This is a genomic window from Muricoccus nepalensis, from assembly GCF_006438825.1.
Classification (GTDB): domain Bacteria; phylum Pseudomonadota; class Alphaproteobacteria; order Acetobacterales; family Acetobacteraceae; genus Roseomonas; species Roseomonas nepalensis.
On record NZ_RCZP01000018.1, the window covers coordinates 67,748 to 92,743 of the forward strand.

Below are 24,996 nucleotides of genomic sequence, written 5' to 3' on the forward strand. Positions count from 1 at the left end.
ATCTGGTGGGCCCTCTCGTGACCACCGTCGCGATCGCCTGGGACAACCAGACCGGACGCGGCGACTGGGCACGGGACGCCGCCGGGCAGCTCGCCCCGGGCGACGACCTCGAGACGGCGGTCTGGATGAGCCTCTTCACGGACCGCCGCGCCGGCCCGGACGACGTCGTCACCGACGGCACGGACGACTGCCGGGGCTGGTGGGCGGACGCCTACTCGGAGAAACCGCTGGGCAGCCGCCTGTGGCTGCTGGACCGGGCGAAGCACCTGCCGGAGACCCTGCGCCTGGCCGAGACCTACGCCCGCGAGGCTCTCGCTTGGCTGATCGAGGACGACGTCGCGGCGCGGGTCGACGTCACGGCCGAGTGGGCCGGGCCGACTTTCCTGGTGCTGCGGCCGGTGATCGTCCACCGCGACGGTCGGCGCGCCGATCTCCGCTTCGACTGGGCCTGGCAGGGAGCCTGACCGCATGCCATTCGCGCGCCCGTCCCTTACTGCGCTCATCCAGCAGGTGCTGGCCGACCTTGCCCAGGCGTCCGGCGTCCCGGCGGTTCTCCGGTGGCGGCCGGACTACGCCATGGGCATCGCCATCGCCGGGCTGACGCAGGGCCTCTACGGCTATCTCGACTGGATCGCCCGGCAGGCGGTGCCGGCCACCTCGACGGGCGAGTTCCGGGCAGCCTGGGCAGCCCTGAAGGGCGTCTTCCCGAAGGATGCCACCCTCACCAAAGGCCGCGGGACCTTCCCCGGCGCGCCGGGCGCCCTGCTGCCGGTCGGCTCCGCCGTGAGGCGCGCGGATGGCAGCGCGGCCTACGTCACGACCGCGGACGCCGCTGTCGGCCTGAACGGCTCGGTCACCGTTCCTCTGCAGGCCAGCGCCGCCGGTCCTGCCGGCAACGGCCCGGCTGGCACCGCGCTGCTGCTCAGCCCTGCCGTGCCCGGCGTGACCTCGGCCGGCCTCGCCGAGGGGCCGCTGACGGGCGGCACCGACGCTGAGGACATCGACAGCGACGGCTTCCTAACCCGCATGCTGCTCGCCTACGCAGAGCCGGCGCAGGGCGGCGCCGCGCGCGACTATCTCGACTGGGCCCTCGCCGTACCGGGCGTCACCCGGGCATGGATCCAGCCCAACGGTATGGGCGCTGGCACCGTGATCGTGCGGTTCATGATGGACGAGACGAACCCGGGCGGCTTCCCGGTCGGCAGCAACGGTGTGGCGAGCGACGAACCGCGCGCGGCGCCGGCCACCGGCGACCAGCTCGCCGTCGCCAACGCCATCTTCCCGGACCAGCCGGTCACCGCCCTCGTCTATGCGGTGGTGCCGACGCCCCAGCCCATCGACTTCAGCATCGGCAACCTCTCGCAAGACAGCGCCGCGACGCGGGCGGAGATCCGGACCGCTCTGGCGGCCATGCTGCGGGCCAAAGGGGAGCCGGACGGCACGATCTTCCCCTCCGACACCAGCGGCGCGGTCGACGCCGTATTCGGGGTCTCCCGCTTCACCATCCTCGCGCCGACCGGTCCGGTGGAGATCGGCACCGGTTCCCTGCCGGTGCTGGGTACGGTGACCTTCGTCTCATGAGGCTGACCAGCCGCAGCGTCGCGGCCTACGCCACCGCCATCCTCTCGCTCTTGCCGCGCGGGCGCATCTGGCCGCATCAGCTGACCAGCAGCATGGCCATGACGGCCAGGGGCGTTGCGCCCACGGCTCAGCGCCTTGATGCGCGAGCGGTCGCTCTCCTGGCGGACGCCTTCCCGCCCCAGGCCTACGAGCTCCTGCCGGAGTGGGAGCGGACGCTGGGCCTGCCCGACCCCTGCGCGGGCGAGAACCCGTCGCTGCAGCAGCGCCGCGGCCAGGTTACCGCGCGGCTGACCGCTACCGGTGGGCAGAGCGCCGGCTACTTCGTCCGCCACGCGGCGCGACTGGGCTACGCCATCACGGTGGAGTCCTTCGGCCCGGCCCGGCTGGGCGCCCTGCGCCTGGGTGGCCGGATGAACGACGAACGCTGGGCGCACGCCTGGGCCGTGCTGAGCGCCGAGACCACGCAGCGTCAGTTCCGCCTCGGGCTCAGCACCCTCGGCGAGCCGTTCCGCGCCTGGGGTAACGAGGTCCTCGAGTGCGAGCTGCGCGCGCTCGCCCCGGCCCACACCGTCCTGATCTTCCAGTACAGCTAGGAGACGCGCATGAGGCGCCTTGCAAACGGCACGCAGGTGTCGACGCTGCCGCTTGCGCCGGCCGCGCTCGGGGTGCCCGGCTTCGGGACCAACGGAGACCCCGCCGCCGGCCTGCAGGCCAGCATTTTCGACGCGCACGCCTTCAACACCATCCAGGAGGAGCTGATGGCCCTCCTGACCGAGGGGGGCATCACCCCGGACAACAGCGGCGTCGACCTGAAGCAGGTCCTGGCCGCGGTGCGCAACGTCACCCTGAACCGAATCAAGAGCTCGACCTTCCTGACCTCGGGCACCTGGACGCCGGACCCGGGCATGCGCGTCTGCCTCATTCGCTGCGTCGGAGGTGGCGCCGGCGGCGGTGGGGCGGTCGGCGGGGCTGGTGGGTCGGCAGGCGGCGGGGGCGGCGCGGGAGCCTACGGCGAGCGGTGGTTCAACCGGACGGAGATCTCCGCCACGCACAACGTGACGGTCGGAGCACCGGGCGGGGGCGGCAACGGCCCGGCCGGCCTCAACGGCGTCGCTGGCGGCTTCACGACTGTGTCCGGACTCATCATCGCCAGTGGCGGGGCCTTCGGCGGCGCGGGCCAGACCGGCGCGGTCGGCGGGCGCGGCATCGGCGGCGACAGCACGGGCGGCCTCGTGAACGTCAGCGGCGGCAGCGGCACGCCCGGCATGCTGGTCGGCGGCTCAGGCGTCGGCGGCGCGGGCGGGTCCAGCATGTTCGGCCAGGGCGGCGTCGCCTCCTTCTCCTATGACCCGGCCGGCACAAGCGGGACGGGCTTCGGTGCCGGCGGGGCGGGCGGGGGCGCCGGGTCGTCGCCGAAGAATGGCGGCGTCGGCACCGCGGGCGTCGCGCTCATCGTCGAATTCTGCCGGAACTGAGGGGCGCCATGGCCAGCACGACCTACGCCATCATCGCGACGCGCAAGCAGACGATCGACGGGATCGAGTACCTGAAGGACGACGTCGTCACGACGGTGCTCTGGGACGGGAAGAGCGAGTACGAGGCCGGCGCCTACCAGCGGCTCGAGCTCATCAAGCCGGGCTGGACCGTCATCGACGGCAAGCTCGCCGAGTTGCCGCCCGCACCGCCGGCCGGTACCGCCGCGCCCATCCGGGTCATCCGCAGCCTCGCCTTTCGCGACCGCCTGGCGCAGGCGAAGCAAGAGGCGATCTCGGTGGCGGCCATGCAGGCGGCGACCGCCGGCGACGGCGCCCTGCTGACCTTCATGCTGAACCAAGCGGCCGCGGCGGAGACGAACCTCGACGATCCGCGGGTGCAGCTGGGGATCAACGCGCTGCGCGGCGCGGGGCTGATCACTCAGGCCGAGGCCACCGCGCTCCGCGCCGACGGCACGCCCGACGAAGCGGCCTGACCCTTTGGACCAGGAGGGTCGGCCATGATTGTCATCCCGAAGACCGGCTTCCAGATCACGGATCCGGACCAGCACGACTTCCTCCCCCCCGAGGGGAGGGCCGTGCCGGATACAGACTACTGGTACAAGCGCATCCTCGACGGCGACGTGACCCGCGCGCCTCCGGGTTACACACCCATCCGCCCCATCTTCCAGCAGATCGCGCCCGGCACGACGGCAGAGCGGCCGGATCCGGCTTCCCCGGGCATGGTGCGGTTCAACACCGACCTGGTCGGCCTCGAGGTCTACCTGGGGACCTCCGCGGGCTGGCAGCTCCTTTCCGGCCTGGGCGACAGCGTCATTGCCGACGTGCTGGCGGCGCGCACCGCGGCGGAAGAGGCGGCGGAAGCCGCGGCCGCCGCGGCTGCGGGTGTGCTCTCCGACACGGCCGTCGCCACACTGATCGGGGCTGCCGTGGCCCCTCTCGCCTCCGCCCAAACGGTCGAGGCGGCGAACACCGCGCTGCAGATCCAGATCGACACGCTGCGCACGCAGCTCGCTAACCTTCCCACCGGCACGACGCCCACCCCGCCCCCGACCACGACACCGCTGCGCGTGCCGGTCGGACTCACACCGCCGATCATCAATGCGGGCAGCCTGGGCGTCCCAATCGGCATCAGCCCCCCCGTCATCACCGCCTGAGGCCCGACCGGCCAGGGCCGCACACCCGCCTCTTCGGAGACCGACCATGGCGACCACGAAGGATCCTTCGGTGAAGGAGCTGCTGCTGACGCACGTCAGCCAGCAGGCCCTGATCATGAAGAAGCTCGACGACATCCTGGCCGGCAAGGCCAAGCCCCTGCGCCCCTCCCCGCCTGCGCCGACCGGCGCCGCCCCCGTCATCAAGCTCTAGAGGCCCGTCGCATGCAGATTCAGTCTTTTGGCGGTTGGAGCGACAATCCGACCGGGTACGCTCAGAAGTGGCAGCGCGGCGCCTCGAGCGGTGGCCCTTGGACCGACGTCGCCGGCGCGACGGCGACGACCTACGTCCCGCCCACCGAGGACGACAAGAAGTGGTTCCGGGCCGGCGTGAAGGGGATCAACGCCAACGGCACGGCCGAGGAGTGGTGGTACAGCACGCCCGTCCAGTTCCTGGCCGATGTGGTGCCGTCGGTGACGCTGCCGGCGCTGACCATCGCCCTCGCGGCGACCTCCTTCCAGACTGGCACGGCCGCAACCGCCGCGGGCGCCACCATCGCCACCATCGCGGGCGCTGCCGCCGGGGCGACCGTCGCCCTGCCGACGGATGAGACGCGCTTCGCCCTCAACGCGACGAAGACCGCCATCCTGGTGGGTGCGAACCCCCTCACGGTGGCGGGCGACATCACCCTCAACCTGTCCCAGACCCTGGCGGGCGCGACGAACAGCCCGCGGGTCACCAGCATCCTCATCCCCGTGACGGCTGGGACAGTGCCGGCCAACCCCCTCGACAGCCTGAAGGGCGCCCGCCTGGTGCTGAGCGGGTCGAAGCTGCTCAGCTCCTTCGCGGGGACGCCGGTGACCGCCTCGGGTGGCGTCGTCTCCGTCCTGGCCGATCAGACGGCCATCGCTCAGGACCTGGTGCTCGGCGGCGGGCCGAACGCGCCGACCTTCCGCAAGCCGGGAGATGCGGGCTTCCAGAGTTCCTACTTCAACGGCCGCCCCTACCTGACCTTCGACGGCAATAACCAGCGGCTGGTCAGCTCCACCATCAACTCGTCTACCGGCGGCATCCTGGTGGTGGCGGTGATCCGGCGCCGCACGAATCAGCCGCAGGGCTATGGCGCCCCGCTCACGGTGATGGGCGACGCCCCGAACGCCAACAACCACTATCCCTTCCTGCGCCCCTACTTCCGGCCGGATGCAGGCATCTACCTGGGCAACTACGATTACGAGACCGGCGACGTGCCGGCCTCTCTCGACACCCCGATCGTTATGGCCTTCCGCCGTAACCTCGACGGCACAGGGCGGCTGCGCATCAACGACGCGGTGAGCGGCACCTTGCAGGGCATCGCGAACCCGTTCCCCGGCAAGCTGATGATGGGGAATTCGGTCTTTCCGGACACGCCCCCGGACGGCTACCAGTTCACCGCCGCCTTCGATGTGTCGGACGTCTACGTCACCGACGCGCTCGGCGACGAGGACCTCCTCGTCGCGCACTTCAGCCGGCTCCTCGGCCTGAAGCCGCAGAGCGCCGTCGACGCGGCCTGGGTGGCCCGGCAGGCCGCCAACCTCACCGGCACCGACGAGACCGCCAGCACCGGTGGCTCGACCGGTGGCGGCTCCACCGGTGGCGGCACCACGCCCGTCGACACCACCCCGAGCACCGCCTACGACAGCTTCGCCCGGGTCTACGACCCCGCCACTAAGATCAAGCCGATGCCCTCGACGGGCACCGTGGCGGGCGTGGTCTTCGCCCCCACCGTGACCCAGCCGAGCTCGGCCAACGACATCATCGGCTTCGGCTTCACCGGCCCGAGCGGGGTCACGCTGCCGCAGCGAATGATGTTCTTCGCCATCAACTTCGCGCCGGGCAAGGTCCAGCCCACGGACAACATCGAGGTCGTCTACGCGGGCTCCGCCAAGGAAGCGCAGATGGTGGTGCTGTCGAAGCACGCCGACGACGGAAGCGTAGACCACGCGCAGATCATCACCACCCAGCCGCAGATCGTGAACGGCGCGGCGGTGCTGGCCATGCTGCGGAAGACCGCGACACCTCTCAGCGGCGCGGATGTCGGCACCGACGCTTATGCCACCAGCCCCATCGCGGGCACGGTGGTCTACAAGAAGCGCAAGGGGCTGGCGAACGTCCAGCGGTACGTGACCATCGGTGGTGTCTACTACGACACCTACATCGACGACAGCGGCGCGGAGACGGTGGTCAACACCACCTTCAACATGGCCCCCTCGCAGCTGCTGACCGGGGCAACCTCGAGCGACGTCCGGTACTCCGGCAAGCTGGCTTCCGAGCGCCGCTTCTACATCAACTGCGGCCATGCCCTGCGCATGAACGTCGACGTCACGACGTTCAAGGACGGGAACCAGGACTATGCCTGGGAGATCATGGCGGACCAGTGCCGGGTGCCGGGGGTCTCGGACGTCGGCAGCTACTTCGTCGACATCAACATCACCCAGGGTGGCACCCCGGTCATCCAGCGCACCAACCAGCGGATCTACAATCTCGGGGGCTGGGGCAAGTTCATCCAGACCTCCCTCTCGGCGGCCCAGAACGCGAGCAACAATCCTCCGGACACCTGCATTATCTTCGACGCCGGCGAGCTGCAGCGCCTCGCCGTGGTCCCGCCCTACGACCTGCTCTCCGGGGTCTACGAGAGCCTGCTCGCTGGCTACGCCTCGGCCGCGGACGGCAACTTCCGCCTGCCGTACCACACGGCAGGCACGCAGAACCCGAACATGGGCGGCACGGGTGGTCGCCCTGACATCGGGGTGCTGACCCAGTGGGCCCAGACCTACTTCGTCACGATGGACCCTCGGGCACGGCAGTGGGTCATCGCTCAGGCGGAGGCCTTCCGCGGCATCCCTGCCAACCAGTGGGATCCGATCAACAAGGTCCCCCTGAACAACTTCCCGGGGATTGGCACCCCGGGCGCCTGGTGGGACTACGGCAACCGCGGCACGGATCAGGGCAAGAACCCGCCGAACATGATCCGGACCGAGTTCGCCATTCAGCGCGACTGGGACGGCGCCCACCAGCCGATGTTTGCCTATGCCGCCTACCTCATCACGGGCCGCCGCCAGTTCGGCGACGCCCTCGAGCGGCAGGGCTGCTACACCCTCGGCAGCACCTTCGTCGACGCTCGCTGGCGCCAGATCGGCGGCGAGTGGCACGACTGGTGCTTCATGCAGGAGAACCAGCCCCGGCAGGCGGGCTGGGCGGCGCGCGACATCGCCTTCACCGTTCGCCTCGCCCCAGACAGCTCTGCCATCCGCCTGCCGATGCGCCGGGTCCTCAACTGGAACTTCGGCTACTTGCTCAGCCAAGTGCCAGCATGGCGGGCGCAGCAGGGTGAGACTTATGGCTGGCTGCCGTTCTCGAGCCCCTACGGACAGTCGGGGGTGGGCAACCTCTGGGACCTGAAGGCCTGGATGATGGACCACGCCATGGCGGGCACCTGGGCCGCGGTGGTGGCGGGCAGCGAGAACGCCATGACCTACACGCAGAGCTTCGCCAAGAACTTCTACGTGGGCCGGTGCATGCACGAGGACGTCATGCCACTCGGCCGGGGCGCGACCTACCGCTTCATGGTCAGCAGCTCGCACGACATCTTCAACCCGCCCTTTACCGAGAACACCTGGGCGAAGCTGGCCAACGCGGCGGAGTCCAAGTGGGGCCCGAACCAGTGGGATGCCGGCAATTACGGCAGGTTGCAGATGCGGTCCAACGTGCTCATCGCATCCATCACCAACGACGCCGATGCCCGCACAGTGTGCGGCAAGCACCGGGCCCACGCCAACGACTCTGGTCCCTACCTCGCCCTGAGCGACGTGCGCGGTGATCCACTCGACTGGTTCCGCGAGCTGGCCTGGGCGTAACGGGCATGCCCGCCGTCGAGCCCCAGGAGGGCTGGCTGCACGAAACGCTCTCCGGCGCCTCGCGCTTTCTCAACGGCGTCACGGGCGGAGATGGTGCGGTCACCTTTTCCGCCCGCTGCGGCCACCTCGCGGCGCGGGGCAGCCCTCTCGGACAGGCGCTGGCCCGGACTTTGGACCAGCTGCCCTTCAACGGCGTCGGCCACTGCGAGGCCTCCCGGCTTTGGCACGTCGAGCGCGGCCTCCTGCCGCCCACTCCCTGACCCTCCCCTGAAAGGATTGGGCTATGCCCTCAATCACGACTGCCAACCGCAACCGGGCGGCGGATGCCGTCACCGTGCGCCTCAACGGCGGCTTGTTGCGCGTCTACACCGGGACACCGCCCGTCGATGCCAACACAGCTCTTTCGGGAAACACCCTCCTGGCGGAGCTTACCTTCGGCGCCACCGCTTTTGCGGCGGCCACCAACGGCACCGCCGCGGCGAACGCCATCACGGCGGACAGCAGCGCCGACAATACCGGCCGGCCGACCTTTGCGCGCGCCTTCGAGGCGGGGGGCACGACCGCGGTGGTGGACTACCGGGCGGCCTTCTCCTGGATCGCCTCGACGGCCTACGCGATCGGGGATCGCGTCGTGAACGGCGGCAACCAGTACCGCGCCACGGCCGCGGGGACCGCCGCGGCCTCTGGCGGACCGACTGGAATTGGCGCCACGATCACCGATGGCGGTGTGACCTGGGCCTATGAGGGTGTGGCGGAGATCACCTTTTCCGGTGGCCCGAGCATCGTCCAGCTCGGCACCGTCACCGTCAGCTCGCTGACCTACACGCAGTCTGCCTCCTAAGGGGCGACGGCGGTGGCGCTCACTGTCAAGCACTCGAAGACCTCGACGGGCACCGATGACGCCGACACGTCGCTCGTGCGGCCCTCCGACTGGAACGCCGATCACAGCCTGTCGCTGGCCAGCGGGCGGTTGGTAGGGCGCACCGGGACGGGCACGGGCGCGGCGGAGGAGGTCAGCGTCTCCCCGGCCACCGCGCTGTCTGGCGGCGTGCTCACCATCGGCGCCCAGATGCAGGCCGACGCCTACACATCCGGCTCCGGCAGCATCACGCCGCCAGCCTGGGCGGAATGGGCCTTGGTCGAGGTCTACGGAGGCGGCGGGGGCGGGGGCTCGGGCTCCAAGCAGACCACGGCCGGCACGGCCTGTTCTGGTGGCGGTGGCGGCGGCGGCGGTGGGCACAACTCGGGCCTGTTCTCGGTGCCTCAGCTCATCGCCAAGCTCGGCGCTACGATCCCCTACTTGGTCGGCGCGGGCGGCACGGCTGGCGGCGGCGTGACGACCGGCGCAGGGCAAAACGGGGGGCTCGGCGGCAACAGCTACTTCGGCGGCACCATTGCCTCAACCTCCATCCTCTCCGCCTACGGCGGCGGCTCGGGCTCTTTCGCCAATGCAAACGCGACGGCGAGCAATGGCGGTGGCTCGGGCGGCGCAATTGGCGCCGGCATTGTCGGTGCCACAACCACGGGTGCGGGCGGCGGCGCTGCGGGTGGGTCTGGCGCTGTCGGCGTCTCCGCTTCGTCGCCCTATGGCGGTGGTGGCGGGGCAGGAACCAGCACCGCAGGCGCCTCCTTCACGGGCGGGAGCACCATTCATACCGCGGGCGGCTCGGGTGGTGGCTCTGGCGGCGGCATCAACGCTTCCAACGTGCCGCAGAGCGGCGGTGCGGCTGGTGGCGTTGGCGGCGCGACCGGCGCGGCGCTCGGGGCCGGATCCACTACCGCCACGGGCGCTGCTGGCACGGGGGGCTCCTCCACCACCACGGCCGGGTTCGGGCCTGGCGGCGGTGGCGGTGGGGGTGGCGCATCCAGCTTCTCCACCGGCTCGGGCGGTGCTGGCGGCGCGGGTGGCTTCCCTGGCGGTGGCGGCGGCGGCGGCGGTTCCATCGCCTCCACGTCTTCGGGGACCTCTGGCGCGGGCGGCGTCGGGGGTGGTGGTGCGCTGCGCATCTGGTGGATCGGCTGATGCCCGAGGTCGAACCGCCCTTCGGTCCCCCGCCTCCGTCTCCTCCGCCACCGTCAGCGCCACCGGCGGTGCTCGTGCGCGCCTGGGTGATCGCGCCGGACGGTTTGGTCGAGAACACGGTGATGCTCCCCGAGGGCAGCACCATGGGGTTGCCGCAGGGGTACGCTCTCACCTTCACGGAGCCGCCGGCGCCACCGGCGCCACCGCTCCCGGTGCCATCCAGCGTGCGGCTGCTACGGTTCCTGGCCGGGCTCGGTGCCTACGGCTTCGCGACACCTGAGGAGCTGCTGGCAGCGGCCAAGTTCGGCGACCTGCCGTTCCAGATTGAGGAGCTGGTCAACCAACTGCCGGCTGAGCTCGCCTTCAAAGCGCGGCTCGACTTCGCGGGGATGGTGGACGTGGACCGCGATAACCCGCTGATCGTCATGTTCGCTGCGTCGAAGGGGCTCGACGAGGCAGCCACGGACGAATTCTTCCGCGTCTGCGACAGCCTCTAGGGAGGTCAGCATGGCCTTCCAGGTTGGCGCATTCCAGAGCAGCGCCTTCCAAGCCGGGGCAGGATCTCCGGCCGCTCCGCTCCCGCCGCCGATGGACGGGCTCACCGAGGCGCTTCCGGCTTTCGGGCTGCGCTCGACCTCGTCCGCCTACACAGGGGCGGCCGGTCTCTGGCAGCGAAGCCTCGACAACGCGACGCGCACCGTCAACGTCAACTCGACGGGCACCGCGACCTCGGCCGACAAAGCCTGGGCGACGGCCGGGGGCGGCCATGCGCGCTGGCTCGAGGTCAACTTCCACGACGGCGTGAACAAGTTCGTCACGGCGGGCTTCTCGACGGCGCCCCGCGTGACCTTCGACACGCTGGGTGGCATCGCCGACGTGGTCGGCATTCAGAACGATGATGGGGTCCGGTACCTCTACACCGTCGATCCCGTCATCCCGGCCTACGCCGTCCCGACGCCCAACGGCTCGAGCCGCTGGCGCATGCTCTACACGATGATCGTCCGGCACGACGCCTGGGTGAGCAATGGCCGCACGCTGTCCCTGGTCGGTGACGGCCGGGACTTCGACTGGAACAACGTCGCCTCCATGGCGCTCTGGGCCGCCTATGGCAGCTACGCGGAGCACCTCTACAGCTACTCCGACAACGGCTACCGCTACGACTTCTCAACCCCGATGCCGGCCTTTGGAACGGCATCAGTCGTCCAGCTCGAGACCAACGATAACCCGTTCGACGACAACAACACCCAGATCACCTCATGGACGAACGGCGCCTCGAGCGCGGGCGGCCCTGACTCCTACGGCAGCTACAGCGCCAAGCGCGCCATGCTCTTCGTCGGTGGCCAGGGGCTCGACTTCAACAGCCCCGAGAAGGCGCGAGCAACGATCTACGGCGGGTTTGGCGCCCACGGCTTCGGCGGGAGCAGCCGGCAGAAGCACTCGGGCTGGGCCGCGCAGACCATCGGCGACACCGCCAACCCCGATTATGTCGCCCCTGCTTCGCCGAGCGGATCAACGTCCGGCGCGGGAGCCGCAGCAGTCGCCGGCCCGCTCCTCTCGGGCACTGGCACGTCGGCGGCGCCCTCCTTTGCCGGCTCGGGGGCTGCGGCGGTCGCCGGGCCAACCATTGTCGGGGCCGGCAGCCGAACAGTGCTGTCCTTCTCTGGAACCGCGGTAGCAGCCGTCGCGGGCCCGATCGTTGCCGGTAGCGGGACACAAGCAGCGCCAGTCGTCCTTGGCGCAGCGGCAGCCTCGGTAACAGGCCCCTCGGCGGCGGGCTCAGGCGCCAGCCAGAAGCCAGCCGCGACCGGCGTTGCGTCGGCTGTCGTGGCTGGCCCGGTCCTGGCCGGCAGCGGCGCCGCGGCGGCACCAGGTGTCTCGGGCAGCGGTAGCGGCGCTGTCGCCGGGCCAGCTGTGGCTGCCTCCGGTGCCTTCTCCCCCGCGGTCGTCAACGGCACGGGCGCAGTCGTCGTGGCCGGCCCGGCGGCAACTGGGGCAGGCACTCGCACAGCACCCGTGTTTTCGGGCTCAGGCGCGCTCGCCATCGCCGCCTCGATCGTGGTTGCTGTCGGGTCCTTCGTAGCACCGGGGATCACGGGCAGCGGCGGTGCAACGGTTGAAGGCCCGGGAGCGGCGGGCTCGGGGACAGCCACGGCCTCCGGCTTCGCTGGTAGCGGCACGGGCGCGGTGTCCGGCCCGGCACTGGCAGGATCCGGCAGCAGGTCTGGCCCAAGCTTCACCGGCAGCGGGGCCGCGGTAGCCAGCGGGCCCACCGCAGCGGCCTCAGGCTCGGCAGGTGGACCATCTACCGCGGGCGCAGGCGACGGCGTGGTAGCCGGCCCCAGGGTAGTCGGAGGTGGCGCGGCGGGTGCCCCGATCTTCGCCGGCACGGGCAGCGCGACCGTCTCTGGCCCGGTTCTTTCCGGCTCGGGTGCCCGGGCTCTCCCGGTCCAGGGCACTGCGGCTGCCAGCGTTGCAGGGCCGACCGTTCAGGCTGCGGGCAGCTCTACTCCCCCGATGTTCAGCGGCATCGGCGGCTCTGTGGCCACCGGCCCGAACGCGGCCGGAATGGGGATCACCGCTCCCCCAACAGTCGCCTTCGGAGCGGCGGCCGTCAGGGGTCCGCAGCTCGCCGGAGCGGGCCAAGCCGTAGCGCCCACGTTCGCGGGGGTTGGCGGCGGTGCAATCGCTGCGCCCGTCGTCCTCGGCGCCGGTCCGGTCAGCCGAGAGGGGATCATCCCCACCTTCGCGCATCTCACCGCCAGCTTGCCGGCCCGTGCCGCACTGAGCCCCCGGTTGGCGGCCCGTGCCGCCCTGCGTGCTGAGCCTCGCCTGATCGCTCGCCTGGGCATGCTCAGGCTGCCCCTTACAGGAGATCCCGAGATGGTGCCCCTCAGGGTAAGCCAGGGCCAGCAGTGCCGGGCCGTCGTGCGCTTCGTCGACGCCGACGGACTGGCGATGCCAGCGACGGGCGTGGCCATCACGGTCCGCTCACCGATCACCGCCCACGTCATGCCGCTCGTGCCCGTCGAGCTCAGCGTCGGCACCTTCGCCGCCGACTGGGTCGCCGACGAGCACGGTGTCTGGCACGTGCGCGGCGAGTGCACAGGACCTGCGGCAGCCGTCGACGAAGGGCCGGTCGTGGTGACGCCCTCCCAGGTGCTGGCGTGAGCGCATGCCGGCCTACCCGCGTTTGATGGCGTCGCCGGAGGAGCAAGACATGCCCGCCCGCACCGTCCGGAACCTCGGCCTAGCCTTCCGCTTCCTGGGGTGGCGGCTCTCGAACATCTTCCGAGACGAGCCGAGCTGGGCCGAGTTCTTCAGCGCCGTCGCCCTCGGCGCCTACACCCTCTCCATGCCGCTCGGCGGCAAAGGGCCGGAGGAATGGGAGAGCCTCAACCTACTCACCGACATCCTGCCGGGATGGTGGTGGGTCGCCTTCGTGGGCGGTGGCGCGACGGTCCAGATGCTGGGGCTGATCCTCAACGTCCGCTTCATTCGCGCCTGCGCCGCCTTCGGCGCACTGAACCTGGTGGCGCTGATCGGCGTGATGGTCTGGCCACTCTTCCCGTACTCGCCGCTCCTGGTGGGCTTCGTCACGGCGGTCGGCCTCCCGAACTTCTTCGTCATCGCGCGCCATGCCCGCGACTGGTGATGTTTGGAGCCTGGAGGCTGTGCTCGACCTGGCCGGCAAGGCCATCGCCATCGCCACCTCCCTAGCCGGGGGCGGCATCCTGTGGGGCTGGCTGGACAGGCGCGCCACCGCCCGGGCGAACGCCCAGAAGGCGGCGCGCGAAGAGGACCGGGACGAGGTCGAGGACGACCGCAAGTGGCGCGCCGAGATGCGCACCGACATGGAAGCTCTTCGCACCGAGCGCGACCGCGAGCGCACGATGCGCTACGCCGAAGAGCGGTCCCATGCCGACACGAAGCGTGACCGCGACCGCGGCTGGGACCTTGCTCGCTGGTGGAAGGGCGCGGCCTGGGGGATGCGGCACCGAGCGGCGAACGCGCGGCAGGCGGCCGACGATCTAGCCCGGTCGAAGGGCATAGAACCGCCACCCTGGTCCGGCTCGCTCGACCTGCCGACCGACCTGGAAGAGCCGATCCCCCGACACCCGGCCGAGTAGCACCGCCGCCGGGCGGCTTCCCGGCCCCTGACATCGTGGAGGCTGCCATGTGGCTCATCTGGGGCGCGCTGGTGTGCGTCGCCGTGCTGTTGATGCCGAGTTGGAAAGGCGGACGGCGGGCCTACCAATCGGGCTGGGCCGGGACCGTCCTCTTCGCCGTCGTCGCCGTCGGGATTGGCCTGCTTATCTGGCAGGGGGCGCGCTGATGGGTGCCTTTGTCCTTGGCCTTCTCCCTCAGCTCATCCCGGTTGCTGCAGGCCTCATCGCGCGGCTGTTCCCTGGCAGCACGGCTGACCAGGTGGCGGCAACAGTGGCGGGTGTCGTCACGAAGCACGCGGGCGGGGCCGATGAGGCCTCCATTCGTGCGGCGGCTGCCGATCCTGAGACCGCTAACGCAATCCTGGCGCAACTCGCTGAGATTGCTGCCCGACGCGAGGCGGCGCGAGATCAGGCGAAACTCGATGAGATGAAGGCGGTCCTGGCGGATAGAGCCAGCGCGCGCCAGCAGACGGTTGCTCTCTCCGGGCAAGGTTCAGTGCTGGCTTGGGGCGCTCCCGTGGTCACGGCTGTGCTGCTCAGCCTTTTCGCTGTGATCATCCTCGGCGGCCTGCAGGTCGACATGGACATGCGCGAGACGGTCAAGACGCTGACCATCGCGGCCGCTACCTACTGGATCGGCTCAAGCCGCGGCAGTGCGGCAAAGGACGAGCGGGCAGCGGGAGCGGCGCAGACACCTTCGGTAACCGTCGGGGCTGCGGAGAACGTCAACGCGAACCCTCTGCCGCCACCGATGGCTGCGCCACACGCGCCGCCACCGGAGCGCGGCCTGCCGCTACCCCCGCCCGCGGAGGTGCGCGAGCCCTCGCCGCCGGGCATGGAGGCCGACGACTACAACGCCGCGCAGCTCGGCGAGAAGCCCCGCATCCGCCGGCCGGCCGGCTCAGCGGCCTCCACGTCTGCGCGCTTCGCCGCCTGCCTGCCGGTGATCCTGGCGAACGAAGGCGGGTTTGCAGACAACCCTAAGGACCCGGGCGGCGCAACGAACCGGGGGATCACCCATCGCACGCTCTCCGCCTGGCGCGGCACGCCGGTGACGACGGAGGACGTGCGGGAGCTGACCGTCGAGGAGGCCTCCGCGATCTACCAAGCGCAGTACTGGCTCGTGAACCGGTGCGATCAGATGGCGGCCGGGGTGGACCTTTGCGTCTTCGACTTCGCCGTGAACAGCGGGCGGGCCGTGAAGGTCATCCAGGAGGCGCTCGGCGTGAAGGCGGATGGCGCTGTGGGACCGGTTACACTCGCCGCCTTGGCGGCGCCGGCGCCCGCAGAGGCCATCGCGCGGATCTGCGCAGCACGGATGGCGTACCTCCAGACACTCGACGGGTGGGACGATTTCGGGCGCTCGTGGACGCGCCGGGTCGACGGAGTGCGCCAGAAGGCACTTGCAATGACATGAGCAGGACAACGTCAATCGACTAGAGCCTATGCTCGCAATTGGGAACCCACTCGAGAAGGTCAACCTTTATACCATCTGCCCTGACTAAATTATTCACCCTCCTTTCTTCAGGAGAGCCACACTATCAATGATGCCTTGGCCGTAACGGTCGGCAAATTCACGCACGGCGACACGGAAACGCTCTAATGAGAAACCGGATCTCCATAGCTCTGGGTCGCCCACAATTTTCTGTTGCCAAAAAATGAAGGCTTCATCAAAACTTTGCTGGTGCTCATAAGAAGACATGTCAATTACGAGTACAACAGCGTCGGCCCTGCCTCGGCTTTGGGCCGGAGACCATCCGATCAGAAATGGACCGCGGCCGTTCATATTTGCGCCCTGACGTCGTGCGTCCTCGATTGCTGTTAAACCACCAGTTAAATCATAGTTTTCAAGCATCTGATCGCAGTTTTGGTCAGCATCATCGATTGAGTTCGTGCTTACTGAAGGCCAGATTGTAAGCATTTGCCACTCGAGGGGAACATAGCTTGGCAAACTCGAACGCCTTGGTAGGGTTGCCATATAAGACAGGCATGCTGCTTTCAATCGCGATTGGTTAGCTGGAGTTAAACGCTGCCTCAACGCTAAAACTCCGTATGCACCAACTCCCGCTGGAGGAATGTTCTCAGCGCGCGCAGTGATGCGCGCAGGATGAAACCGGTCCACCGATTGGGAGGCTGAATTACTCGGTGGTGCGGCTAAAGATGGCAGCGGTGGAGGTTGTGCCGTCGAAACATCCGGCGGCCTGATACCACGCGTTGCGCCAATGGATCTGTCCGGAGCAAGCCTTTCAAGCCGGCTGCTCCCAGTATCTCTAGGTTCACCTGCACCTGCACCTGCACCTGCACCTGCACCTGCACCTGCACCTGCACTACCGAAAGAAACCAAAGTCGTCGCACAAGCATTTATACCCATGCGAGTTTCTTCACGTCCGCTGACATAGGTTACCTTCACATCAATCATGCAGTCTCGAAATAGTGGGGTGACGAATACTCTTTGCCCGGACGCTAAGATGCTAGAGCCTAAAATGTCTGGGCCCCACGACGACGTACGTGAAGCCGAGAATGTAACCGCCTGGATGGTGTCTCCCGAGTTGTTGGCGAGCCAAAAACGATTTTGCGCTTGGGCCGGTTTTGCATAAGAAACTGTCGCGGCAAATAGGCATAGCAAGAACAATTTTTTTGCTTGCTGCCTGTTCGAATAAAATGGAGTATTGCGGAGCTGGCCATAACCCTACTCCTTCGGACGAACACCATCGAAGCGACGTTGAATTAAGACGCCGGCTCCAGCCAAAGTATTCACTATCGTTACACAGCTGAGAATTAAGAATGAGACGCCGCCCATCGTATTTGGTTGAATCCAAAAGACTAGAACAACCCCTAGCAAAGCGCCCAATAGCGAGTATGTTGCGAGCTTTGACATCTCCTCACTCCCCGCATCCCACAGAGGATAGCCAGCTTGGTACGCCCTGTGGCCGATTGGAAGCATTATGGAAGGCAACATAGCACCGCGGAGTTCGTGATGTGCGCTGAGGGATCAGCTGGAAGTGGCGACGTGAACGCAGGCGCGCCCTTGCAAGGTCTGGGTGTGTTAGCGCGCTTCCAGCAACGCGACTCCCAGTCTTTCAATGTGCCATGCACGGCATCGGGAATAAGGTCGAACTGGGTGGCTGATCGGCAGAGGTACGGATTATAGCGTCGGGAGCGAAGCTCGCGCCAGGGCTCTCGCATCTCCTGTCACCCGTTTCGTTATACGCCCGAAGCTTGATCGTTAAATTGCTGCAGGCGCTGGCTGTGCGAGGCGCTGCTGGACGACGGGACCAGATCGAGGACCTGCTCCTGGCGGAAGGGCTGGCTGAGGTCTGGGCAAGGTAGCCAGCGGGCAAGGCTCAAACCTGACAGCGACGTAACCATTGCGGCTAGTGCCCCTGCATTGCGCACTAGGCAACCCTACCCACTGTCAGATTAGGTGGATTGGCCGAATGGACTGTCGGGGGAAGTGGTTGCAATGGCTATGCCCGAAATAGACATTACAGATCGGCTCACCAGCTCCGGCACGGCTGGTTCAATGGAGTGGGAAGCAGCCGCTGAGATTGTGCGACTTCGAGGGGAATGCGCCGAGGCATACCAGATCATTGCAAGCCTTGTGTCTGCCGGAAACCTTTTCAGCAACGCCGCCTTGGGCAAGGCAATGGATAACCTTTTTGCAGCCGCGGGTGGATGGCCGCGCGTCCACGCTGTGGTCCTGCCTCTCACACCAGAGGGGCCGAAACATGAGCGCTGATGATACGAGCAGAACGAAGTTCATGCCGACGAGAACAGGGGTGCGGCGACTATTCAGTTTTGCGGCGACGCTGAGCCGAAGTGAAGTTGATGGAACACGCACGATCGTTCTCGCGCACGGCTTTCGTATAGGAATGGACGACCCAACCGCTTTGGCCCAACATTGGCTGTGGAACGTTGAAGCGCAGCACCCGGGCTTTTCCTTGGTGGGCAGCGTCAGCGCCATGGAGATCACCCGGGATAAACTCGCAACGATGGATCCCGCCTATGGCCGGCTTGGCTAAGAGCGCGCCCGTATGACCTACTTCATCGCCTGCCAGAAGGCCGACGGGGAGGAGCGCTAAACCTCTGCCATCGGCAGGCAGGAAGACTTAAACCGCAGCCTCTCCGTCATGCGGCGCCACCCGCTCTTCCTGAATGGCGCGGTGCGCGCGGCAGGCGTGTGGCGAGCGAGGACGAAGGGCGAGAGGCATTCCGCTACCGGTGTGCATGATCCGCGTGGGAAGGGGAGAAGCGGCCCGATTAACTTAGGCTGCTTCAACTCAGTCGTGCCAAAGTAAGGCCATGCGCAATCTTCGCGAGGAGAGGGGCGGCTCAGTCAGCCGCCCCACGGACGCCCAGATCATAGCAGGAATCGAGGGCCGGGAGGCTGGTGCTGGTCCTTTTGGCCGGCCGACCGAATGTCCGTATCCGCACTCCAGGAAAAAGGAGCGGCGCGCCTGGATGATTGGGTTTGGAGAGGGCCGCGACCAGCGTGGAAAGTCCGCGGGGAGCCGGGAAGGCGCGATGGTCCGCTAAGCATCAAGGCTCGATGCTGGCGGAAAGGCTGCGACAGGACGGCCGGGGGGGGCGCCCGATGCGGAGCGGCCGGGAGTGGCGGATCTCGCCTTAACCTCCAGCCATTGTGGGATTAAGCGCTCAGTAGCACCGCTCGGTACGTCGCGGCTTGAGGATGCCGGGAGCACCGTGAGGAGCATACCACCCGCGCGCACTGACCTTAGCCTTAAGCGTCTCGCAACGTCTGCCTGCGATCTTGCGGGTGCCTGAAGCCATCGGTCGGACCAGCATGGTCCGAAAGGCATCAGGCTCCGATGACGCGCGTCACCCTCTCCTCCTTGCCCGGTTCCGGCTTCCAGATGGATTGGACAGGGTTAGCGCTTCCAAGGCCGAGGCAGGACGCCGGCGGCGCCACTCCATCCTCACTAGCCAGGCTGGAGATCCCGTCACCCCGCTGCTAGGCCAATGCCCGCGCGAGGTCCTGCCAGGAGTTCTGCTTACCATGAAGAAGAGCTCAGGCCTCAGCGCCGCTCACGTCCTGTTCCTCCTGGACTTCGCCTTCCTGGCTGCGGCGTGTGCCATTGTTCTGCAGCTTGCTCCGCAACTGCATCCGGTCGGCTTGGGCGCCGTGCTCTTCCCGATCGCAGACCTGTGCCTCCTTTACGCTTTTGGCCTGTACCGACGCGAAGCACTTGTCGACGTCGGTAAGGCACTTGGGCGCTTGCCGGTCGCCGCTGGAGCCGGGGGCTTAGCCGCCTGGGCCACGACGGCTACCCTGCCCACGATTTTCGGCACACCCGAAGCGCACCTCCTTTTCGCTGCGTCATTACCCGCCTTCGCTGCCGCAGCTCTGGGCGCGCGCCTTGTGCTGCACCTACTCCGACGGCGCGGCCTCTTCCGGCGCCGCCTCCTCGTTATCGGGGCCGGCCGCCGTGCCTGGGACCTCGTCTGGATGCTGCGGAACGAGGCGCGGACGCTCGCCTTTGACGTTGTCTTCGTCCACGACGCTCGCATGGGGGAGACCGATGCCCGGATCGCGGAGGATCCAGCGAGCAGCGTTGTGCTAAGCGCTTCTAATTTGCTTGCTACCGCGCAGGTCCTGAACCCGGACCAGATCGTCGTCGCCCCTGACGAGCGCCGCGGTCTCTGCATGGAGGGGTTGCTCGCCTGCAAGATGGCCGGCTACCCGGTGAGCGAGTACGCCGCTTTCCTCGAGAAGGAGATCGGCCGCATCGACCTCAAGCGCCTTGACGTCAGCTGGCTCCTCTATGCCGACGGCTTTGTTGTGCGGACGACGGACCGCCTGCTGAAGCGAGCGCTCGACATCGGCGTGAGCACGGTCCTACTCGTCTGCCTTAGCCCAGTACTGCTTGCTGCCGCCCTGGCCGTGAAGCTCACTGATCGCGGACCGATCCTGTACCGCCAGGAGCGCGTCTCAGGCGGCGGGCGAGTGTTCCGCATCATTAAGCTCCGCACGATGCGAACGGATGCGGAGCGCAATGGAGCCGTCTGGGCAGCGACTGACGACCCGCGCATCACGCGAACTGGGCTGTTCCTCCGGCGCACCCGCCTCGACGAGCTGCCGCAGCTCTTAAACATCCTGCGGGGCGACATGGCCTTCGTCGGTCCCCGGCCGGAGCGGCCGGAGTTCGTCCGCGAGCTCGCGTCACAGCTGCCCCTCTACGAGGAGAGGCACCTAGTGCGCGCAGGCCTCACCGGCTGGGCTCAGATCAACTATCCCTACGGCGCCTCCCTCAACGACGCCCGCTCGAAGCTCAGCTACGACCTCTTCTACGTGAAGAACTATGGCGTGCTGTTCGACATCCGCATCATCCTGCAGACCCTTCGAGTGGTGTTCTGGCCGAGTGGCGTGAGGTAGGGCTGAGGAAGTAGCTCCCTCAATCAGGAACCGTCGACACCGCCCGGCGTGCTACGTCGGCCCTTCGAGGGGCCGCCGCAGATGCCGGGCAGTAGGGTCTGGAGGGAGCTAAGCCAGCGCGGCAGCTAGCTGCTCACGGGTGGGTACGGTTGGACGCATGGGGACCTGAGCGCCGGGAGTGACGAGCGACAGCTCGAGGAGGCCGGCGGCGTTGCCGAGGATCGAGGAGGACCGACTGTCGCCCTGCTCGGCCGCGTAGTCCGATAGGCACTGCAGGGTGGCTAGCACCGAGCGCAGCTCACTCTGGAGGCGGCAGTCAGAGCCTGATCGCAGCGACATGGCAGGGGCACCCGGGAGGTGTGAGGGGGACTCTTCAGGTGACTGAAGATGCAGGTAATTTCCTTGATAAAGCGCATCGAAAGCAAGGATCCGAGGTACGATTCCTCTAGCTATTTGCCCTTGTTAGCGAAGCCCCCGCGCGAAGTTATCCACATAAGGCGCTGTTTCCTAACAGCAACAGCTTCGACTATCGGAACGTTAGCTTTTGTCGTCTTGGCTGACAGATGGCGGAGAGTGTGCGAATCCTAGCGACAGTTACGACGCGGCACTGAAGTTGGAGATCCTCGGTTTGGCTCACTCGCAACCCGCTCTTGCCGCACAGCTTCAGCAGGCCCTGCTGACCAGCCTCGAGATGTACCTTGCCGAGGTTGATGATCCGGCCGCGCGCTGCACGGCGCTGCAGGACGCGTGCGGGCGCATCGCTGAGCACCTGTCCGTGGCGCCGCTTCCGTGCTCGGGCGATGACCAGTGGAAGCATCCCGCCCTCATCACAGCCGCTCTGTACGCGGCCACTCAGCAGCTTCAGGGGCAACTGGCTGACGCCTGATCCCGTCGCCACACCAGCTTGGTCCTCACCAATGGAAGCTTGATGGCAGAAGCAGTGTGCGGCAGATGCGGCGCGATCTTCGACGTGGATCAGAGAATGCGCCTCTCGGGAGCGAGCCTCGAGTGGACGCAGGCACCTAGTGTCAGACATGGCATGCACGTCATGGTTCATCAGATTTGTCCTGTGCGACATGCCGCGGTAGGCCAACCGATCCCGAGTTGTCCCGATGAAGACAGAGCGGTTCGGAAGGTCATGGACAGCACCGATGGCGCGTCCGCTTGAGCGGCCTCCATCAAGCCCTTCTGGAAAGTTCGCCGCTTTAACCTTCGGTTCGCCTTCTCGTGGTGTGCTCGGGACACGAGAGGGCCGTCGGAAAATCAAGTCGCGCATGAAGTGGTTTTTGGCCTGGCCTGCGGTGGCTGTGACTGGTGCCACGCTAGGCCCCCTCGGACTTCTAGGGGTGGGGCTGCTCTCCGCACCCTGAGAAGTAGGAAGGCCGGCAGGGTGTCCCCCCTGCCGGTCTTTCTGTTTTCGGAGTAACGTGTCCCTCTTAACCCGAAGTATGTAAGCATTGTAGTTGAACCCTCACGACCATCGGAGGCGACGAAGGCGTGGTCGCGCTGATCTTCGCAAATCTGGTCATTGCCGCAGGCCTTGCCTGCTGGGTGCTCTACCAACGTGAGCTGGAGTAGCGGGAGACAATGACCAGGGAGGAGCGGGATAACGAGGATGCATGCTGGCAGGAATGGTGACGAGATCGCCGGGCACGCCACACGGGCAGGCTCGAAGTAGCCGATCTCCAGCTGGCCTGCCGACCGCTTTTCATTGCTAATCAGTTCCGTTCCGCCTAAGTTCCGGTGTCGGCCGCTCTCTCGCAAAGGGTTGGCATGCAGCCTGGTTGATCGCTGGACGCTGCGACGTGGGGCCGCTCGGCAGGAGGGAGCAATCCTAATCCCTTGCCGGGCGGTTTCTACTTCCAGCCGCGCGCTTCGCTAGATCAGCAAAGGCAGACAGGGAGGAGCTCTACACCTCCGTCATCACCTCGCGGCAGGAGCTGGGCCGCAGCATCTCCGTCATGCGACGGCACCCGCTCTTCCTAAACCGCGCTGTGCGCGCGGCAGGGTGCGGCGAGTGAGGGAGCGCGCCAGGGGAGACGCGCACATTATCTAAGGCGAATGAGCCAGTAATTAGCCACCATTCGGAAACATACACCGGCCGAATAAAGAGCGATCTGCATAAAAAGGAAGGTGATAATAACGAAAGGTTCTCTGCCCTCAGAGGACATCATGACGATGCCCATCGTTACAAACCCTGCTATGATGCACGCAACGCTGAGCGAGTTGAACCAAGTCGCACTGAGCTTAACCCGCTCGTTGTGGACCAGCCTCTCCAAGTCCAGCTTCTTCGCTATCGCTGCGTCACAAGGGTCAGGCACGCACCGTCTCCAGAGGGGGGGTAGTCGCACTGCCGGGCTTTCACCGGCTGCCCGCTGGCGTAGTCAGGTGCCAGCAGTCATCCTCTCAGACGGGGAACTTGTTCCTGATGCCTCGGACAGCATTAGGCATTGTAGCTATTGGCGCCCACGGTAAGCGAGGATCGCGAAGGAGGCCGTTCCTCCAATCCCTTCTACAACTTCCCATTGCCATTCGGTGCCACAGAGGCGTGTCGCTTCTCGGCGCATAGCGGCAGCTGATGATAATCCCCGAGGAGGGTTCTCGCCTGCCGCAAGGACCTTCTCCTCGATCTCTGCTGCGCGCTGTTGGAGATTTCCAGTCATCTTTATCCCGCCAGGTTTTGGTAAACTGAAATACCGCGTCCGAATGGCCCCGCCGCACTAGCCGAGCCACTGGTTCCCCTCTCCATATCGGACGCGCGGCGTGCCCCACATCTACCCCGAGGGTCTGAGCGCCGATCACTCCAGCCGTTCAACACGCTTCCACTCAGCAGAGAGCTTTGCACGAACAGCCCTGCTGAGGGGCTCAACTTCGGCAAAAAACGCCTTCTCAAATTCAATCAGACTCTCGAACTCGTGGACGTAAAGCTGATCCAATCGTCCAATCGTATCCCAGATCTCTTGATCCTGTGGTCGCAGAGGATCTGTCGGCTCGAGCTTGAGCCGGAGTGTGTGCAGCAGCGTATTAACGCGAAGGAAGGATGCGTCGCGTGCCGTCCGACACTGCTCTGCCCAGTCCTTGTCACCTGCCGTCTCCGCCTCCTCCAGGTCGTGTTTCTCAATCTCATGAAGGTGGCACGCGGCGATGAACTCCGCGATCTCTTTGCGGAATTCCTCGATCCACCTGACGCGATTACTCGAAACCACAGAAGCAACCTGCTGACGCTTAGCTGTTTCGGCGCTAGCCTCGATCTGGTGCTTTGCAATCCTCATCTGGACCCAAGGTCCAACGAACACCGCTAGCAGCGCCACCGCGCTGCTCAGGATGGGGGCGAGGTCGAGCAGAGTGCGCCATTCACCCGGCTTGGGCGGGCTGAAGACGAATTGCATCCACATGCTGGCGCTTCCTGCTACACGCGGGTTACTCGGACAGGCAAGCGCCGAGGCGCTTCGCATAAGAGGGGGCGATCACCCCCACGCCCGTCGAAGGCAGGGAGCACCACCGCGCAGATCAGCCAGTACCACCACGAGACACAGCGGTTTTAGGGCTATCTCGGCAAGCGTGAGATGCAAGCAAGTCTTGGTTTGGGTTGCGGTCTTCGTGGCAGTCTTCTGTGAATGGGCGACGCGGCACATGGGGCCACTCCTAGAACGGAATATCGTCGTCCAGATCGGCTTTGGGGGCGTCCCAGCTGCTCGCCCGTCCTGGCACCGCTGGTTTGACTTCGGTCCAGTCGTCATAGCTGCCCTCGCCTTCGTAAATGCGCCCTTTGTTGTTTATCTTGCCGCGTTCCTCAGATGAAAAAGAGAACTCAAGTCCATCATCGGTGTACGCAATCGATCGAACACGGGAATGGCCGGCAAGAATATCTTTGGCCAGCACCCGAAGATCCTTTTCCTGCGCGTATCGGGATTTGAGTTTGATAAGAAGGTCGTGAACGGTATCCCGCATTTCCAATGCTGTATCTAGCAGACGACGCACAGCCTCCACTTCTGAACCGATACCGTTAGCTACCTGATAAGCCCGAATTCGTTCCACTTGTTCGGAAGGAAGAACATAGATCTTTCGTTCTGTGGATGCGGCCCTGGGGGTCGGCGACTGGGGCGCCAACACCGCCGCAGGCTTGGTCACCAACACCGGTACAGGGTTGGGTGGAGGGTGTCGGGGGTTCCGGTCGGTCATGCGCTGCAGTTCGCATATTTGTCCGCCCCGCGTCACCAGCATTGCAGTATGCGTTATCGTATGGCATATGGTGAGCAAGGAGGTGATGCGATGACTATGGGAGCGGCAG

Annotated in this window: 23 protein-coding genes; 20 read left to right on the top strand and 3 right to left on the bottom strand. The window is 66.7% G+C overall.

Features of this window, described 5'->3' with window-relative positions:
• The first annotated feature begins 17 nt into the window (after positions 1-17).
• Genes EAH89_RS17395 through EAH89_RS17465 form a run of 17 tightly spaced genes read left to right on the top strand, consistent with a single transcriptional unit; the run spans position 18 to position 15,728 of the window.
• Complete coding sequence (locus tag EAH89_RS17395) at positions 18-464, top strand: phage GP46 family protein (protein WP_140884979.1); 447 nt, start codon at positions 18-20, stop codon at positions 462-464.
• A gap of 4 nt (positions 465-468) precedes the next feature.
• A complete protein-coding gene (locus EAH89_RS17400; protein ID WP_140884980.1) occupies positions 469-1,581 on the top strand; it encodes a baseplate J/gp47 family protein in 1,113 nt (370 codons plus the stop codon).
• A complete protein-coding gene (locus tag EAH89_RS17405) occupies positions 1,578-2,174 on the top strand; it encodes a YmfQ family protein (RefSeq protein WP_140884981.1) in 597 nt (198 codons plus the stop codon). Before EAH89_RS17400 ends, EAH89_RS17405 begins: the two co-directional genes overlap by 4 nt.
• 9 nt (positions 2,175-2,183) lie before the next feature.
• On the top strand, positions 2,184-3,056 hold the full coding sequence (locus EAH89_RS17410) for a hypothetical protein (RefSeq protein WP_140884982.1): 873 nt from the start codon (positions 2,184-2,186) through the stop codon (positions 3,054-3,056).
• Between the two features lie 8 nt (positions 3,057-3,064).
• Entirely contained in the window at positions 3,065-3,550 is a 486-nt protein-coding gene (locus tag EAH89_RS17415; RefSeq protein WP_140884983.1) for a hypothetical protein, read from the top strand.
• 24 nt (positions 3,551-3,574) lie between these two features.
• Positions 3,575-4,231 carry a DUF2635 domain-containing protein gene (locus EAH89_RS17420; RefSeq protein WP_140884984.1) on the top strand — a complete coding sequence of 219 codons (657 nt, stop codon included), beginning with the start codon at positions 3,575-3,577 and terminating at the stop codon, positions 4,229-4,231.
• A 46-nt stretch (positions 4,232-4,277) separates the two neighbouring features.
• The gene (locus tag EAH89_RS31365; RefSeq protein WP_161993655.1) at positions 4,278-4,442 is read left to right on the top strand and encodes a hypothetical protein; all 165 of its coding nucleotides are present in this window, start codon (positions 4,278-4,280) and stop codon (positions 4,440-4,442) included.
• 11 nt (positions 4,443-4,453) lie between these two features.
• On the top strand, positions 4,454-8,122 hold the full coding sequence (locus EAH89_RS17425) for a hypothetical protein (protein ID WP_140884985.1): 3,669 nt from the start codon (positions 4,454-4,456) through the stop codon (positions 8,120-8,122).
• Between the two features lie 5 nt (positions 8,123-8,127).
• A complete protein-coding gene (locus EAH89_RS17430; protein ID WP_140884986.1) occupies positions 8,128-8,382 on the top strand; it encodes a hypothetical protein in 255 nt (84 codons plus the stop codon).
• A 23-nt stretch (positions 8,383-8,405) separates the two neighbouring features.
• On the top strand, positions 8,406-8,963 hold the full coding sequence (locus tag EAH89_RS17435) for a hypothetical protein (protein WP_140884987.1): 558 nt from the start codon (positions 8,406-8,408) through the stop codon (positions 8,961-8,963).
• Between the two features lie 12 nt (positions 8,964-8,975).
• Complete coding sequence (locus tag EAH89_RS31370; RefSeq protein ID WP_161993656.1) at positions 8,976-10,145, top strand: hypothetical protein; 1,170 nt, start codon at positions 8,976-8,978, stop codon at positions 10,143-10,145.
• On the top strand, positions 10,145-10,642 hold the full coding sequence (locus EAH89_RS17445) for a hypothetical protein (protein WP_140884988.1): 498 nt from the start codon (positions 10,145-10,147) through the stop codon (positions 10,640-10,642). Before EAH89_RS31370 ends, EAH89_RS17445 begins: the two co-directional genes overlap by 1 nt.
• 10 nt (positions 10,643-10,652) lie before the next feature.
• Positions 10,653-13,313, top strand: a complete 2,661-nt coding sequence (locus tag EAH89_RS17450) for a hypothetical protein (protein ID WP_140884989.1) — start codon at positions 10,653-10,655, stop codon at positions 13,311-13,313.
• A gap of 49 nt (positions 13,314-13,362) precedes the next feature.
• Entirely contained in the window at positions 13,363-13,797 is a 435-nt protein-coding gene (locus EAH89_RS17455; RefSeq protein WP_140884990.1) for a hypothetical protein, read from the top strand.
• Positions 13,798-13,816: 19 nt separating this feature from the next.
• The gene (locus tag EAH89_RS17460) at positions 13,817-14,272 is read left to right on the top strand and encodes a hypothetical protein (protein ID WP_140884991.1); all 456 of its coding nucleotides are present in this window, start codon (positions 13,817-13,819) and stop codon (positions 14,270-14,272) included.
• A gap of 47 nt (positions 14,273-14,319) precedes the next feature.
• Positions 14,320-14,478, top strand: coding sequence for a hypothetical protein (locus EAH89_RS31375; RefSeq protein ID WP_161993657.1), 159 nt, complete (start codon positions 14,320-14,322; stop codon positions 14,476-14,478).
• Entirely contained in the window at positions 14,478-15,728 is a 1,251-nt protein-coding gene (locus tag EAH89_RS17465; RefSeq protein WP_140884992.1) for a glycoside hydrolase family 108 protein, read from the top strand. The genes EAH89_RS31375 and EAH89_RS17465 overlap by 1 nt, the downstream gene beginning before the upstream one ends.
• Positions 15,729-15,821: 93 nt before the next feature.
• On the opposite strand, the gene EAH89_RS31380 is transcribed toward EAH89_RS17465, so the two are convergent.
• Positions 15,822-16,730 carry a hypothetical protein gene (locus EAH89_RS31380; protein ID WP_161993658.1) on the bottom strand — a complete coding sequence of 303 codons (909 nt, stop codon included), beginning with the start codon at positions 16,728-16,730 and terminating at the stop codon, positions 15,822-15,824.
• A 1,309-nt stretch (positions 16,731-18,039) separates the two neighbouring features.
• Between EAH89_RS31380 and EAH89_RS17480 the strand changes: the two genes are divergently transcribed.
• The 3 genes from EAH89_RS17480 to EAH89_RS17490 all read left to right on the top strand — a co-directional run bounded on the left by EAH89_RS17480 (position 18,040) and on the right by EAH89_RS17490 (position 21,591).
• Positions 18,040-18,333, top strand: a complete 294-nt coding sequence (locus EAH89_RS17480) for a hypothetical protein (protein ID WP_140884995.1) — start codon at positions 18,040-18,042, stop codon at positions 18,331-18,333.
• Positions 18,334-19,328: 995 nt separating this feature from the next.
• Positions 19,329-20,705, top strand: a complete 1,377-nt coding sequence (locus EAH89_RS17485) for a TIGR03013 family XrtA/PEP-CTERM system glycosyltransferase (protein WP_161993659.1) — start codon at positions 19,329-19,331, stop codon at positions 20,703-20,705.
• 613 nt (positions 20,706-21,318) lie between these two features.
• The gene (locus EAH89_RS17490) at positions 21,319-21,591 is read left to right on the top strand and encodes a hypothetical protein (protein ID WP_140884997.1); all 273 of its coding nucleotides are present in this window, start codon (positions 21,319-21,321) and stop codon (positions 21,589-21,591) included.
• A 1,912-nt stretch (positions 21,592-23,503) separates the two neighbouring features.
• Here EAH89_RS17490 and EAH89_RS17495 read toward each other — a convergent pair.
• Together EAH89_RS17495 and EAH89_RS17500 are read right to left on the bottom strand one after the other, a co-directional pair.
• A complete protein-coding gene (locus EAH89_RS17495; protein ID WP_140884998.1) occupies positions 23,504-24,100 on the bottom strand; it encodes a hypothetical protein in 597 nt (198 codons plus the stop codon).
• 250 nt (positions 24,101-24,350) lie between these two features.
• On the bottom strand, positions 24,351-24,887 hold the full coding sequence (locus EAH89_RS17500) for a hypothetical protein (RefSeq protein WP_140884999.1): 537 nt from the start codon (positions 24,885-24,887) through the stop codon (positions 24,351-24,353).
• Between the last annotated feature and the right edge of the window lie 109 nt (positions 24,888-24,996).